Below are 15,504 nucleotides of genomic sequence, written 5' to 3'. Positions count from 1 at the left end.
CGCCGCCCCCTGAGCCCCACCCCGCACCCCCGCCGCACCGCACCAAGGAGCCCCCGCCGTGAGCGACCACCACGCAGAACCCGACGCGTGGAGCGACCCGGACGCCGACACCCGCGCGCCCGAACCCGCCGCGCCCGGCACCGCCCCCGCCGCCGTCACCCCGGCGGACGCCGCCGACGCGGCCCGCCTGGTCTCCTTCGGCCTGCAGCCCAAGCTGCTGCCGGCCCGCGACGCGGAGTACGCCGAACTGCTGCGCCGCTACCGCGACGACCCCGCCTTCGCCCGGCTCGCCGACGCCGTCGCCACCGGCCTCGGGCTCGTCGTCCTGGAAGTCTCCCCGCGCGCCGGCATGGCCGTCACCGCCGACGAGGACTCCGTCTTCGCCGTCCGCAGGGGCGACTACGCCCGCCGCGCCTCCACCGACTCCGCCGACCGCTTCCTGCACGGCCTGGCGCACCTCGCCGTCGCCGCCCTCGCCTTCCCGCGCCCCGAGGACCTCGCCGACGACACGTACATCGGCCGCGTCTCCGTGCACGGCGTCGACGCGTTCGTGCGGCAGGCCTGCCGGCGCCTCGAAGAACACGCCGAGCAGTCCGGCGAGAACACCGACCCCGCCACCGGCGCCCCCGGCCTGGAGGCCGCCTGGCGCGTCTACACGCGGCGCAGCGCCACCGGCGCCACCAAGGACGCCCGCCGCCTCGCCGGCTCCACCACCGGCATCATCGGCAAGGCGATGGCCTTCCTCACCGACTCCGGTTTCCTGCAGCGCACCGGCGACGAGGCGGGCGGCACGTACCGCACGACCGCCCGCTACCAGCTCCAGGTCCGCGACATGGCCGGGAACGCCGCCATGGCCGAGCTCCTCGACCTGGGGGTCGTTCCCGTCTCCGACGGCTCCGCCACGCTCGTCCCGCCGCCCGACGGTGACGATCTGGACCTGGTGGCCGACGCCGGCCTCCCGTTCCACGGCTGAGCCCGCCGCCCCCGAACACCACCGCCCCCGCACGCCACCACGAGAGTCCGCCGCCATGTACGAGCTGTCCCGGGTCCGCCTCTACTCCATCGGACCCGCCGGGGCCCGCTATGCCGACACCGTGCTGGACCTGCGCGGGGTGGGCGCGCCCGTGCCCCACCCCGCCCCCGCCCAGGCGGAGTTCTTCGAGGACGAGCCCGTCGGCCCGCCCCGCCGCCCGGCGCCCGCCGGGGTGCTGTTCCTGGAGAACGGCGGCGGCAAGTCCGTCCTCCTGAAGCTGATCTTCTCCGTGATGCTGCCCGGCCACCGCAACACGCTCGGCGGCGCCAGCTCCGGTGTGCTCCGCAAGTTCCTCCTCGCCGACGACTGCGGCCACGTCGCCCTGGAGTGGCAGCACACCCTCACCGGCGAGCTCGTCGTCGTCGGCAAGGTGAGCGAGTGGCGCGGCCGCCAGGTCTCCAACGACCCGAGGAAGTTCGCCGAAGCCTGGTACTCGTTCCGCCCGGGCCCCGGCCTCAGCCTGGACAGCCTGCCCGTCGCCGAGTCCACCGCCGTGCGCCCCGCCGCCGAAGGCGCCTCCGGCGCGCAGGGCCGGCGCCGCACCATGAAGGGCTTCCGCGACGCCCTCACCGACGCGGGCAAGGCGTACCCGCACCTGGAGGTCTACTGGGAGGAGATCCACGACCGCTGGAACGAGCACCTCGGCGACCTCGGTCTGGACCCGGAACTCTTCCGCTACCAGCGCGAGATGAACGCCGACGAGGGCGAGGCGGCGGGCCTCTTCGCGGTCAAGAAGGACTCCGACTTCACCGACCTGCTGCTGCGGGCCGTCACCGACACCCGCGACACCGACGGCCTCGCCGACCTCGTCAGCGGCTTCGGCAGCAAGCTCGGCCGCCGCGCCGAACTCACCGCGGAACGCGACTTCACGGCCGGCTCCGTCGACCTCCTCGGCCGGATCGTCGAGGCGTCCGCTGACCGCGCCCGCACCCGGGACGTGCACGCCGGTGCGGAACGCCGCACCCGCACCCTCGCCCGGCGCCTCGCCGCCCGGGCCGCCGAGGAGCGCGGCCGCGCCGCCGAGCTCGCCGAGCAGGTCACCACCGCCGCCCACGCCGTCACCGGGGCCGAGCAGGCCCGCGCCCACAGCTCCCGCATCGCCGCCGAGCTCGCCTACCGGCACGCCTCCCTGGCCCTCGCCGCCGCAGAGAAGGACGCCGCCGCCCAGCGCCGCGAGCTGTCCGACGCCCGTACCCTGCACGCCGCCTGGCAGGCGACGGAGGTCGTCCTGCGCCACCGTGCCGCAGCCGACCGCTCCACCCGGGTGGCCGCGGCCATCCGCGAGGCCGAACGGGACGCCGCACCCGCCCTGGCGGCCCGCGCGAAAGCCGCGGGCGACCTGATCCGCGCCCTCCAGGCAGCCGCCGAGGAGGGCGAACGCCACGCCGAGGAGGAGGAAGAGCGCTCGGCCGCCCTCCAGGAGGCCGCCGACGCCGCCCACCGCGACGCCACCGCAGCCGCCACCGAGGCGCAGCGCACCCGCAGCGAGGCCGGGCACCTGCGCCAGCGCCTCGCCGAGGTGGAGCAGGAGACCACCGAGGCCGTACGGCCCGGCTGGTTCGACGACACCGCCCCCGACGCCGACCCGGCCCGCGCCGCCCTCGCCGCCAGCGACGCGGAGAAGACCGCCGTAGCGGCCTGGGACACCGCCCGCGAGGCCGCCCGGCTCGCCGCGGACCGCGCCCGGGAGGCCGCCGCGGACGAGTCCCGCGCCGAACTCGCCGCCGCCCGCGCCGCCGACGCCGCGGACGCCGCCCAGGCCGCCTACCAGGCAGAACGGCGCGCTGCCGCGGCGCTCGCAGCCGAAGAACGGCTCGCGGAGCTCCTCAGCCTGCCGGCCGCGGCCCGTACCCCCCGCTTCCCCCGCCAGAGCACCGGCGAGTCCGCCGGAGCCGCCCCGCAGCCCGCCCCGCGCACCGCCGAAGGCCCCCTGACGGCCGAGGAACTCGACCAGTACGCCGACGAACTGCGCGAACTGCTCGACCAGACGGTCTCCACCGCCGAACGCACACTCTTCGACCTGCGCACCGCCGCGGCCGACGACTCCCGCATCCTCGGCGCGCTCGGAGACGGCGGACTCCTCCCGCCCGGCCCCGACGTGCTCGCCACCGTCGAATTCCTCGGCGAGCAGGGCATCCCCGCCCTGCCCGGCTGGCGCTACCTCGCCCAGTCCGTCGACCCAGCCGACCACGCCGCCGTCCTCGCCGCGCGCCCCGAGCTCGTCGACGGCGTCGTCGTCACCGACCCCCTCTCGTACACCCGCGCCCGGGAGGTGCTGGCCGGAGCCGCCCTGCTGCCGCGCTCCGCCGTCGCCGTGGGCACCGCTGCCGCCCTCCTCGCCCCGGTCCCGCAGGCCGCCGGCGACGGTGACGTGTTCCTCGTCCCGCCCAACCCGGCCATGCACGACGAGCACGCCGCCGACGAGGAACGGCAGGCCCTGCGCACCCGCGCCGCCGCCCGCGACGAGGAGATCCGCGCCCTCGCCGCCCGCCTCGCGGGCGATCGCGCCCTGGCCGCCCGCATCGGGTCCTGGCGCGCCGACTGCCCGCCCGGCATGCTCGCCGAGCTCGCCGGCGGCGCCGCCACGGCCCGCCAGGCCGCGGAAGCCGCCGCGGCAGCCCTCGCAGAAGCCCGCATCGCACGGGCAGAAGCCGACGAGGCCGCCGCGGAGTCCGCCCGGGTGCGGGAGGAGCGGCAGGAGGCGGCGCAGCGCGCCCGCCGCGCCGCCGACGCCCTCGCCGGCCTCGCCTCCCGGCTGCGCGACCGTGCCACCTGGCAGGTCCGCCTGCGGGAACTCGCCGACGAGACCGCCGAGGCGGAGGCCACCGCCCAGACCTGCCTGGAGCGGGCCCGGGCCGCCGACGAGGACCGCCGCGCCGCCCAGCGGGCCGCCGACGACGCCCACCGCACCGCCCGCGCCCTGCGCGCCGAGCGTTCCGAGATCGCCGGTGCCCACGAGGACCTCCCCGAGGAGAAGCCCGACGGCACCGCCCTCCTCGACGGCGGCGTCCCGCGCCCCTCCCTGCCCGCGCTGCGCGAGGCCTACCGTGCCGCGTCCCAGCTGTACGAGAAGGTCGGCGTCGGTGCCGACCTGCGCGCCGAGCAGGCCCGCGCGGAGAGCGACGAGAGCGCCGCGCACGCCGAGCTCGACCGGCTCACCAACAAGGTCCGCACCCGTGCCGCCCAGCTCTTGGAGAGCCCCGACGGCGCCGACGGCCCCTCCCGCCAGGCCGCCGCCGGCCGTGCCGAGTCCCTGGTGCAGCTCCTGGAGTCGCGCGCCTCCGAGGCCAGCGAGAAGCTCGGTCGGCTGCGCGGCGAAGCCGAGCGCCTCGCCCCCGCCGACGGCGACGCGCACACCGAGCTGCCGGAGGACCTGGCCCCCGCCGACGCCGAGCAGGCCCAGGTCCTGCTGCGCACCGCCACCGGCGAACTCGCCGCGCACACCGACGCCCTGGAGGCCGCCCGCGACGCCCACACCCGGCTGCTGCGTTCCCACCGCACCGCCGAGGAGTCCGCGAGCGGCTTCGACGAACTCGCCGCACTGCTCAGGGACCTCATGCGCGAGCACACCGACGACGAGCAGGAGCCCGCGCCGTACCCCGACTCCCTGGAGGAGGCCCGCAAGGCGGCCGCCGAGGCCCGCCGCTCGCTGCGTGGCTGCGCCGCCGACCTGTCCGCCGCGGAGGCCGCCGTACGGGACGCCTGCGACGTCCTCGTACGGCACGCCAACTCCACCCGCTACGAGCAGGTCCGCACTCCGGCGCGGCAGCAGATCCGCGAACTGCCCGCCGCCGCCCTGCCGGAGCACGCGGCGAAGTGGGCCGAGGCGTTCGCCCCGCGCCTGCGCGTCCTCACCGACGAGCTGGCCCAGCTGGAACGCAACCGCGATTCGATCGTCGACCGGCTGCGCGGACTGGTCGAGTCCGCGCTCACCACGCTCCGCTCGGCCCAGCGGCTCTCCCGGCTGCCCGAGGGCCTCGGGGAGTGGTCCGGGCAGGAGTTCCTGCGCATCCGCTTCGAGGAGCCCGACCAGGCCACGCTGGTCGAACGGCTCGGCGAGGTCATCGACGAGGCCACCCGGGCCGCCGTCAAGAAGAACTCCGACCTGCGCCGCGACGGCATGTCGCTGCTGCTGCGGGGCGTCCACGCGGCCCTCCAGCCCAAGGGCGTCGCCGTGGAGATCCTCAAGCCGGACGCCGTACTGCGCGCCGAACGAGTGCCGGTCGGCCAGATGGGCGACGTGTTCTCCGGCGGCCAGCTGCTGACGGCCGCGATCGCGCTGTACTGCACGATGGCCGCCCTCCGCAGCAACGACCGCGGCCGCGACAAGCACCGGCACGCCGGCACCCTGTTCCTGGACAATCCGATCGGCCGCGCGAACGCCACGTACCTGCTGGAGCTGCAGCGCGCCGTGTCCGACGCGCTCGGTGTCCAGCTCCTCTACACGACGGGCCTGTTCGACACCACCGCGCTCGCCGAGTTCCCGCTGGTCATCCGGCTGCGCAACGACGCCGACCTACGCGCGGGGCTGAAGTACATCAGCGTCGAGGAGCACCTCCGCCCGGGCCTCCCGCAGCCCCGCTCGGAGGGGGAGCAGATCCACGGTGAGATCACCGCGACGCGCATGTTCCGGCGCACGCCGGCCGACCCTCCGACCCGGCCCGCGTCCTGACACGCCCCCTGCCCGGCGGGGGGCAGCGCCACCCCGCGTGGGGACGCGGCTTCACCGTCGCGCACCGCGCCCCGGCGGTGGACGGTGCCGCCCCGCAGGTGGGGACGCGGCCCGGCGGGCACGCGGGCCCACGCCTCGGCGGGCGCGGGGGGCCAGGCGCCCCGGCGGGCGCGTGCCCACCTTGCGGGCGCCGCCGGTCCGCCAAGCTCTTCGGCTGCTACCACCCCGAGCGGGCCGAGCAGCTGCGCATAGCCGTGCCCCTCGGCCGTGGCACCTCACCCGACCCGGCGCTGCTCGGGATGCTCATCGACGGGCCCGGTCGTCGCGTGCAGCCGGGCACACCGATGTGCACGGCGAGTAGTCACCGCATCCCTGACGGCCGGCCCGCACGGTGACCCGCGGGTCTCGGCATCCACTGACACGCCGGATGGCCGGCAACGTCGGACTCAACACTGCGGCCGGCCTCCGTGACCACTCCCCGGGTCTGTGCCCGAACCCGGCTTCCGTGAACGAAGCCGCGCACGGCGTGCACGGGGCGGGGCCGCGACCGAGCCGCGGCCCCCGGCGCGTCCGGGCTCACACCTGCGACAGTTCGCCGGCCCCCGCGTGCCCGCTCCGCGGAGGCCGTTGCCGTATCCGCGCCGCCTCCCGTGCGGCCCTCCGCGCGCGGCGGCGCTCCCTGCGCAGGTGCCGCGCCGTGCTGCTGGGCTCCGAGACCACGCCGTACCGCTGGTTCCACACCTGCCGCGTCACCCAGACGTCCAGGGCCGCCCACGTGGCCGCCACCGTGCTGCCCACCGCGGTCAGCATCACCGGGAACGCCAGCCAGGAACCCGCGACTGTCAGCAGATAGGCCATCATGGCCTGAATCAGCGTCAGGGAGATGACCAGCACGGCCCGTACCGCCGACGAGCGGACCGGGTCGGGCAGCCTGCGCCGCCCCACCGGCTCCTCGACCCACAACTCACGCCGCCCCCTGTTCATCACGCCTCACTCCCCACCGGACTCTCCTCAGGAGGAGGTGGCTGCCCGTCTTGAGCGGATTTACGCCGACAGATCCCACCGCCCCCCTACAAGAAGACGTATGGCCGGACAGGAAGATTCCCGCAGGGCCGCCACCACCCCTCCGACCTCTCCCCGCAGCGACGAGATCCGGCCAGGTGGTCTCCGCCACAGAGCGCCGCGCCAACTCCCCGGATACCGGGACAACCCCAGAACAACGCCCTGGTTCCCGTCCCACAAAGACGCGCAGGCACCTTCGGGTTGCCTGAGCGTCAGTAGTAGGCTCGCGCAGGTTTGCTGATGTGTCGATGTGTACACCCGGGGCGTGCCAACGAGCGGCGGGGGCGGGTGCGAGCTGGGGGGGGCCATGCGCTTTCGCGGGAAGTCGATCCGCAGGAAGATCGTGGCGCTGCTGCTCGTGCCCCTCGTCTCCCTCACCGCCCTCTGGGGCTTCGCGACCTACCTGACCAGCCGTGAGGCCGGCCACCTCCTCGACGTCGGCCACGTGCTGGAAAAGGTCGGACACCCCCTGGAAGGCACCGTCCGCGTCATCCAGCAGGAGCGCAGGCAGAGCCTGATCTACCTCGCGGACCCCCGCACCGCCGACGCCCACGAGACCCTGCGCCGCCACCGCGCCGCCACGGACCGTGCCCTGGACGCCCTCCGCGCCGACGCCCGCGACCCCCGGGTCACCGGCACCATGGACGAGGCCGCCGCGGGGCGGCTCGCCTCCCTCATGGAGGCGCTCGACGGACTGGAGACCCTGCGCCGCTCCGTCGACACCCGTGCCGTCGGCCGCATCCAGGCCCTGGAGTTCTACAACCGGCTCATCGACCCCTGCTACACCTTCCTCGTCCACCTCCACACCCTCGACGACGTCGAGATGGACAAGCAGGCCCGTGCCCTCGTCGGCCTGGCCCGCGCACGGGAGATGGTCGCCCGGGAGGACGCCCTGATCGTCTCCTCCCTCATCAGCAACCGCCTCACCGCCGAGGAGGTCCGCCTCCTCTCCGACCTCGTCGCACGCCGCGAGCAGCTGTACGAGGTGAACCTGGAGATCCTGCCGAGCTCCGAGCGTGAGGTCTTCCAGCTCTTCTGGCGCGAACCGGTGACCGAGCCCCTGCGCGAGGCCGAGGAGACGGTCGTCGCCTCCGGTCCCACGGGCGACCCCGCGCGAGTCGTCGACGCCGTGCGCTGGGAGCAGGCCGCGAACGCCGTGCTCAGCGGGCTCGCCGCCGAGAACACCGAGGCCGGCGCCCGCTACCAGAAGCGCGTCGAACCCGCCGCGTACGGCGTCCTGCTCCAAGCCGGCGTCGCGGGCATCCTCGGCTTCCTCGCCCTCCTCGCCTCCGTCGTCGTCTCCGTGCGCATCGGCCGCAGTCTGGTCCGCGACCTCACGAGACTCCGCAAGGAGGCCCAGGACGTCTCCGGGGTGCGGCTGCCCAGCGTCATGCGCCGCCTCGCGGCCGGTGAACACGTCGACGTCGAGACGGAGGTCCCGCACCTGGAGTTCGACAGGAACGAGATGGGCCAGGTCGGCAAGGCCCTCAACACCCTCCAGCGCGCCGCCGTCGAAGCCGCCGTCAAGCAGGCCGACATGCGTCGCGGCATCTCCGAGGTCTCCGTCAACCTCGCCCGCCGCAACCAGGTCCTCCTGCACCGCCAACTCACCCTCCTCGACGCCATGGAACGCCGCACCGAGGACACCGAGGAGCTCGCCGACCTCTTCCGCCTCGACCACCTCACCACCCGCATGCGCCGCCACGCCGAGGGCCTCGTGATCCTCTCGGGGGCCGCGCCCTCACGCCAGTGGCGCCGGCCCGTGCAGCTGATGGACGTGGTGAGGGCGGCCGTGGGCGAGGTCGAGGACTACGAGCGCATCGAGGTGCGTCGCCTGCCGCGGATCGGCGTCAGCGGGCCCGCGGTCGCCGATCTCACCCACCTCGTCGCCGAACTCCTGGAGAACGCCACCGTGTTCTCACCCCCGCACACCGCGGTCCAGGTGCTCGGCGAGCGCGTGGCCAACGGCTTCACCTTGGAGATCCACGACCGGGGCCTCGGCATGTCGGCCGAGGACATGCTCGACGCCAACCTCCGGCTGGCCGAGACGCCCGAGTTCGAGCTGTCCGACACCGACCGGCTCGGCCTGTTCGTCGTGAGCCGGCTCGCCCGCCGCCAGGACGTCCGCGTCTCGCTCCAGCCCTCCCCGTACGGAGGAACCACCGCCGTCGTGTTCATCCCCGCGGCACTCCTCACCGACGCACCGGCGACCGAGGGCGCGGGATTCCGCCTGGATCGCGCCGCTCAGGACCGCCTCGGCAAGGACCGCCGGGACGATGCCGACCGGAAGATCTCCGACCGCAGGCAGGCACTGGAGGCCGCCGTCCTGAACGGGCCTGTCGAACTCGACGAACCGCTCGAACTGCGTGCCCCCCTCGGTCTCCTGGGTGAACTGGACGACGAGTGGGCCGACCCCCTGCCCGGAGCACGCGGTCAGGACCACCCCGGCGGTGAGCCACGCCGCCTCCTCCGGTCACGTCCCGCCCTGCGCCCGGCGGGGGAGTCCGAGCGTCACCGCGACGACAACGGTGCGCGGCCCGGATCCGTGGAATCCGGTACGGACCGCCTGGCGGCCCCCGTACCGCTGCCCCGCCGCCGCAAGCAGCCCACGCTGATCGCCCGCCACGGCCGCCGCCTGGACGTTCCGCACCCGTCGCGCAGCGACCTTCCCGATCCCGGTCAGGACCCGCGGCGCCCCGAGCCGCGGGACTCCGAGCCGCCGTCGCGGCCGGGCCGCTCCGGAATCCTCCAGCCCCTCCGGTCCCAGGACCAGCCCCCGTCGGACGCCCGGCACCCGGCACCCGCAGAACGCACGACGGCGGAGCGGACACCCGGCCGGGTGCCGCAGCCCGCCGACGCGCCCCGCCCCTCCGACAGCCCCCGCCCGACCCCGGAGCAGCCGCAGCCGCAGGTGAACCGAGCGCGCCCGTACGCCGAGCAGGACCAGGCAGCGGAGCCGTACGGGCACGACGGGGCCCGGCAGTCCGCCGAGCCGGCGCAGGCGCAGGAGCCGTCCCGTCCCTCGGGCCGGTCGGGCCCTGTCCCCGGGCCGCACGCCGCCCTCAAGCCGCTGCCCACTCGGCGCAGCCGCAGGGACCGCGGCGACCGCCCGGCCGCCGACGAGCCGGACGGGAGCCGGATGCCGCCGCCCGACGGCGGCCCCGCGCCGACCGAGCCGCCGCACACCGGGCCGGGGCCCGCGCAGCACACCCCCGGCCACGGGAAGCCGGAGCCCGACGAGACCGCGCTGACGCTTCGCGGCCTGCCCCGCCGCGTCCGCCAGGCGAGCCTCGTCCCCCAGCTGAGGCAGCCCGCCGAGCGCGGCGGCACCCCGCGCCCCGCCGCGCCGGCCCACCCGACCCCCGAGACGGGGCACGACACCGATCGCGACGCGGAAGAAGTACGCCTCCGCATGAGCGCGATGCAGCGCGGCTGGCAGCGGGCCCGCCGCGAAGAAGGACCAGGAACGACACCGGAGGGGAACGGTCGATGACCGCACCGAACGCCGCAGTACCCAACTCACCGGGCGAGCTCAACTGGCTCCTCGACGAACTCGTCGAGAGGGTCGGCTCCATCCGCAAGGCCCTGGTGCTCTCCAGCGACGGCCTGCCGACCGGTGCCTCCAAGGACCTCAGCCGCGAGGACAGCGAGCACATGGCGGCCGTCGCCTCCGGCTTCCACAGCCTCGCCAAGGGCGTGGGCCGCCACTTCGAGGCCGGCCAGGTCCGGCAGACGGTCGTCGAACTGGAGGAGGCGTTCCTGTTCGTGACCGCCGCGGGCGACGGCAGCTGCCTCGCGGTGCTCGCCGACGCCGACTCCGACGTGGGCCTCGTGGCGTACGAGATGACCCTGATGGTCAAGCGTGTCGGTGCGCACCTCGGCACCGCCCCCCGCGGCGGACTGCCCACCGGCGGGTGAGGCGGGATGCCGTGAACGACGCAGCGGGAGGACAACCGGGGCAGCTCGGCCCGGGCCGCCACCGCGGTGACGTCCACCACTGGTTCGACGACGACGCCGGGCCGTTGGTGCGCCCGTACACGATGACCCGGGGCCGCACCGGCAGCTGCACACGGCACCGTCTCGACCTGATCGCGGTCGTCGTCCCCGAGCCGGCGGTGGACGACCCAGGCCGCGACCGGGAGCTGTCCCCCGAGCACGTGGAGATCGTCGAGCGGTGCGTCGACTGCCCCTGCTCCATCGCCGAACTCGCCGCCGACATGGACCTGCCCGTCGGGGTCGTCCGGGTGCTGGTCGGCGACCTCCTCGACGAGGAACTCGTCCACGTGACCCGTCCCGTACCTCCGGCGGAACTGCCGGATGTGAGCATTCTGCGTGAGGTGATCAATGGCCTTCGGGCGCTCTAGCCGCATGGGTCCGCCGCCGGTCGACCCGGTGACCCTGAAGATCCTGGTCGCGGGCGGGTTCGGGGTGGGCAAGACCACCCTCGTCGGGGCGGTGAGCGAAATACGGCCGCTGCGCACGGAGGAGCACCTGACGGAGGCGAGCCGGCCCGTCGACGACCTGGACGGCGTAGAAGCCAAGTCCACGACCACGGTCGCCATGGACTTCGGTCGGATCACCCTCCGCGACGACCTCGTGCTGTACCTTTTCGGAACCCCCGGCCAGGACCGGTTCTGGTTCCTGTGGGACGAGCTCGCGCAGGGGGCGCTGGGCGCGGTCGTCCTCGCGGACACCCGCCGCCTGGGGGACTCCTTCGCCGCGATCGACTACTTCGAGCGGCGCCGCATCCCGTTCCTCGTCGGCGTCAACTGCTTCGACGGCGCCGACCGCTACCCGCCCGACTCGGTGCGGGCGGCCCTGGACCTCGACGAGGACGTACCGCTCCTCCTGTGCGACGCCCGGGACCGCGAGTCGGTGAAGGAGGTGCTGGTGACCCTCGTCCAGCACGCCCTCACGTTCACCGCACCGCCCGCAGCGGAGCCGGTCACCTGATCCGCACCGCCCCGGTCACCGCGCCACCGACCGGCGGGCCACCGGGAAGTCGAAGTACGTGTCGGGGAACGGCTCCGGCCGGTGGGTGAAGTGCCACCACTCCTCCGGCAGGTTCACGAACCCCTGTGCGGCGAGCGCGGCCCGCAGCAGCTCCCGGTGGGCCCGCGGTTCCCCCTGGATCCGCGGGTCGTCGGTGCGGGACAACGGGTCGAAGCAGTCGAACGCGGTCCCCATGTCCACCGATCCGTCGGTGGACCGCCGACCGGCCGGTGCCGCGCAGTCCGCCGGAGGTGCACCGGGTCCGTACGGCGGTACGTGCGGCAGGGCGGGCGCGTACGGCAGCCGCACCAGCGTCACGTCGACGGTCGAGCCCCGGCTGTGCCCCGACCTGGCCGCGATGTAGCCGTCGGCGAACAGCCGCGCCTTCTCCACCCGCGGGTAGTGCTCCGCCTTCGTCCGCTCGTCCGCGAGGTCCTCCGCCCACCGCACGAAGTGGTCCACGGCCCGCTGCGGCCGGTAGCAGTCGTACACCTTCAGCGCGTAGCCCCGGGGCAGCAGGGCCGCCTGGGCGCGGTGCAGCGCCCGCGCGGCGGGCCGCGTGAGGAGGCACACCGGCTGCCGGTAGCCGTCCACCGGCCGGCCCACGAAGTTGTGCTCCGTCGCGTACCGCATGTCCTGGAGGACCGTGGGGTCCACCGAGCGCAGCGCCACGAACAGCGGCGGCGCCACCCGCTCGGGACCTGCCCGCGCGATGGGCGCCCCCGCACCGGCGGCCCCGACGAGCACCGCCCCCAGCGCGACGACCACCCCGCGCACCACCACCGCGACGGCACCCTCACGTCGTGTCATGAGCACCCTCCTACCACGGTGTGCCCGCCGCTACAGTCGCCCCCGTGAAGACCACCCATTGCGTCGACTGCGGTACCGCCCACCCCGATGCCGCCGCGGCCTGGCCCCGCACCTGCCCCGCCTGCGGCGCCGTCGCCTACCGCAACCCGCTGCCCGTCGCCGTGGCCCTCCTCCCGGTCACGGACCGGCACGGCTCCGGCCTCGTCGTCGTCACCCGCAGCATCGAGCCCCAACGGGGTGGCACGGCCCTCCCCGGCGGTTTCGTCGACCACGCCGAGGACTGGCGGGACGCCGTCGTGCGGGAGCTGTACGAGGAGACCGGCATCGCGGCCGCCGCCGGGGAGGTGCGTCTCGCCGACGCCCTGAGCTCGCCCGGCGGCCACCTGCTCCTCTTCGGCCTGCTGCCGGAACGGCCGGCCGACGACCTCCCGCCCTCCGGGCCCACCGCGGAGACGACCGGCTACCACCTCCTGCGCGGCGCCGCGCCCCTCTGCTTCCCCCTCCACACGGAGGCGGCCCGCAAGTGGTTCGCCGGGGCCTACGCCCCCGCTCCGTCTCCGACAGGCCGCTGACACCGTCCTTCCCCGCGCCGGTCCCCGCCGGCACCGTCCGGCTGCTGCCACGACGCCCGGGCCGCCGTTCCCCAGCGACGGCCCCGGGCCGGGCCCGCCGTTCCCCCGCCGCGGCCGTAGGAAAGACGGGACCCCGCAGAGACCTGCACCCTGCCCGGCGCAGAGCTGGGTGCGGCGCACAGGGGCCCGCCCTCGTCGAAGGGCACCACGAAGGGCGCCCTCCCCGAGCGGTGCCGCAGCCCGGGCCACCGGGCAGCGAGCCACCGCACGACACATCGAGCCGCGGCCCGGAGCCACCCGCCGACAGGACCGCTAACCGCCCCGCACCCTCACGCCCTCCTCCACCACCACAGCCCCCTCGTCCGTCATCCGCTCCACCCTGACCTCACCCTCCACCCACCGCGTCACATACCGCTCCACCTCCACCGGCCCCCACCCGTCACCGGGGTCCCGTACGACCACACCGCCCCCCGTCCGACCCGGAGCCGGCGGCCACACCTCCAGCTCCACCGCGCCGCCGTCCTCCCCCCGCACCGGCACCACCGCGCCCGCCCGCGCCAGCACCGGGATCCGCGACAGCGGCGCCTCGACCAGCACCTGCCCCGGACCCTCGTACACCCGCCCCGTCACCGTCTCGTACCACCGGCCGCGCGGCAGCCGTACCGCCCGCCGGTCCGTCCCCCGCGTCAGCACCGGCGCCACCAGCAACGCGTCTCCCAGCAGAAACGCGTCCTCGCAGTCCCGCAGTTCCCGCTCCTCGGGGGCGCTCCACCACAGCGGCCGCACATACGGCGCCCCCGTCGACCGGGCCAGCCACGACAGCGTCACGAAGTACGGCCGCAGCCGCTCCCGCTCCTCCACCGCCGCCCGCGCGTACTCCAGCACCTTCGGGCCGAACTCCCACGGCTCGCGCCGCCCCGCGTCGATCGCCGCATGGGTGCGGAACAACGGCATCCACGCCCCCAGCTGGAACCACCGCAGATACAGCTCCGCCGACGGGTGCCCGTCGAAACCGCCCACATCCGGCCCCGAGTACGGCACCCCGCACAACCCCAGCCCCAGCACCAGCGCCAGCGACGCCCGCAGCCCCGGCCACTGCGTCGCCACGTCACCCGACCACGTCCCGCCGTACCGCTGCATGCCCACCCACCCCGACCGGGAGAACAGGAACGGCCGCTCGTCGGGCCGCAGCCGCACCAGGCCCTCGTACCCGGCGCGCCCCATCGACAGCCCGTACACGTTGTGCGCCTCCCGGTGGTCCCCGCCCCGCCCCTCCAGGGAGTGCCGTGCCGACCGGGGCAGCGTCATGTCCCCGAACGGCGCGAACGACACCGGCTCGTTCATGTCGTGCCACACACCCGAGAAGCCCTGCGCCAACCGCTCCTCGTACAGCCCTCCCCACCACTCCCGCACCGCCGGATCGGTGAAGTCCGGGTACACGCACTCACCCGGCCACACCACCCCCCGCACCACCCTGCCCCGCGCGTCCCGCACGTACGCCCCGCCCTCCCCGACCCGACGGCCCGCCTCGTACACCGCCCCGCCCGGCCCCGCCTTCACCGCGGGGTCCACGATCGACACCAGCCGCACCCCGCGCTCCCGCAGTTCCGCGGCCAGCCCCGGAAGGTCCGGGAAGCCCCGCCCGTCCACCGTGAACACCCGGTGCCCGTCGTAGTGGTCGATGTCCAGGTGCAGCACCGACAGCGGCAGGTCCCGCTCCTGGTAGCCCGCCACCACCCGGCGCACCTCCTCGGCGCTGCCGAACCCCCACCGCGCGTGCTGCGGCCCCAGCGCCCACGACGGGGGCACCGCCGGGGCCCCCGTCAACTGCGTCCAGCAGTACAGGACCCGGGCCGGGGACCCCACGACCACCCAGCACCGCAGCGGGCCCCCGCTCATCCGGACCTCGCTCACCCCCGGCCGGTCCAGCCCCGACCCCGCACCCTCGGCGCCCTCCCGCAGCGTCACCTGCCCGTCCCACGTGCTGTCGTAGAAGGCCAGGTGCGTCCCGCCGTCCGCCACCACCCACTGCACCGGCATCGTGAGGTACATCGGGTCCGTCTCCGGCCCGATCCGCCCCCGCGGGTCGGTGTTCCACAACCGGTACGTCCCCTCCCGCAGCCGCGGCCCCGACGCCCGCCCCCCGAGCCCGAAGAACCGCGCGTCCGCCGGCACCTCCGAACGCTGCACCCACCGCGCGGGCCCCCCGTCCTCCGGCTCCCACCAGCGCGGCGGCAGCTCCCGGCGCAGCACCACACCGCCCGGCGTGCACACCTCCACCGCCCCGTTCCGCGACACCCCCACCGTGACCCGCTCGGCCACCACCCGCCAGCCGCCGTCCGTGTCCGGCTCCAGCACCGCCC

Annotated in this window: 10 protein-coding genes; 7 read left to right on the top strand and 3 right to left on the bottom strand. The window is 75.4% G+C overall.

Annotated features, from left to right (window positions below; translation table 11 throughout):
• Positions 1-58 precede the first annotated feature (58 nt).
• Together BJP40_RS06475 and BJP40_RS06470 are read left to right on the top strand one after the other, a co-directional pair.
• Positions 59-973: a hypothetical protein gene (locus BJP40_RS06475; RefSeq protein ID WP_071279359.1), complete on the top strand. Its 915-nt coding sequence runs from the start codon at positions 59-61 to the stop codon at positions 971-973.
• Between the two features lie 55 nt (positions 974-1,028).
• Positions 1,029-5,705 carry a hypothetical protein gene (locus BJP40_RS06470; RefSeq protein WP_071279357.1) on the top strand — a complete coding sequence of 1,559 codons (4,677 nt, stop codon included), beginning with the start codon at positions 1,029-1,031 and terminating at the stop codon, positions 5,703-5,705.
• 576 nt (positions 5,706-6,281) lie between these two features.
• On the opposite strand, the gene BJP40_RS06465 is transcribed toward BJP40_RS06470, so the two are convergent.
• Positions 6,282-6,689, bottom strand: coding sequence for a hypothetical protein (locus BJP40_RS06465; protein WP_079170968.1), 408 nt, complete (start codon positions 6,687-6,689; stop codon positions 6,282-6,284).
• Between the two features lie 385 nt (positions 6,690-7,074).
• Between BJP40_RS06465 and BJP40_RS06460 the strand changes: the two genes are divergently transcribed.
• Genes BJP40_RS06460 through BJP40_RS06445 form a run of 4 tightly spaced genes read left to right on the top strand, consistent with a single transcriptional unit; the run spans position 7,075 to position 11,720 of the window.
• Complete coding sequence (locus tag BJP40_RS06460; protein ID WP_079170967.1) at positions 7,075-10,260, top strand: nitrate- and nitrite sensing domain-containing protein; 3,186 nt, start codon at positions 7,075-7,077, stop codon at positions 10,258-10,260.
• On the top strand, positions 10,257-10,685 hold the full coding sequence (locus BJP40_RS06455; protein ID WP_071270941.1) for a roadblock/LC7 domain-containing protein: 429 nt from the start codon (positions 10,257-10,259) through the stop codon (positions 10,683-10,685). Before BJP40_RS06460 ends, BJP40_RS06455 begins: the two co-directional genes overlap by 4 nt.
• Positions 10,686-10,696: 11 nt before the next feature.
• Positions 10,697-11,131, top strand: coding sequence for a DUF742 domain-containing protein (locus tag BJP40_RS06450; protein ID WP_071279353.1), 435 nt, complete (start codon positions 10,697-10,699; stop codon positions 11,129-11,131).
• On the top strand, positions 11,112-11,720 hold the full coding sequence (locus tag BJP40_RS06445; protein ID WP_071270935.1) for an ATP/GTP-binding protein: 609 nt from the start codon (positions 11,112-11,114) through the stop codon (positions 11,718-11,720). Before BJP40_RS06450 ends, BJP40_RS06445 begins: the two co-directional genes overlap by 20 nt.
• Before the next feature lie 15 nt (positions 11,721-11,735).
• On the opposite strand, the gene BJP40_RS06440 is transcribed toward BJP40_RS06445, so the two are convergent.
• Entirely contained in the window at positions 11,736-12,569 is an 834-nt protein-coding gene (locus BJP40_RS06440) for a M15 family metallopeptidase (RefSeq protein ID WP_071279351.1), read from the bottom strand.
• A 44-nt stretch (positions 12,570-12,613) separates the two neighbouring features.
• On the opposite strand from BJP40_RS06440, the gene BJP40_RS06435 reads away from it, so the two are divergent.
• Positions 12,614-13,141: an NUDIX domain-containing protein gene (locus BJP40_RS06435; RefSeq protein WP_071279350.1), complete on the top strand. Its 528-nt coding sequence runs from the start codon at positions 12,614-12,616 to the stop codon at positions 13,139-13,141.
• Between the two features lie 312 nt (positions 13,142-13,453).
• Here BJP40_RS06435 and BJP40_RS06430 read toward each other — a convergent pair.
• Positions 13,454-15,504 (bottom strand): TIM-barrel domain-containing protein (locus BJP40_RS06430; RefSeq protein ID WP_071279348.1); only part of this gene is annotated, 2,051 nt, incomplete at its 5' end.

Source organism: Streptomyces sp. CC53, from assembly GCF_001865245.1.
In the GTDB taxonomy this organism is placed as follows: domain Bacteria; phylum Actinomycetota; class Actinomycetes; order Streptomycetales; family Streptomycetaceae; genus Streptomyces.
This window is presented reverse-complemented; position numbering and strand designations above follow the sequence as displayed.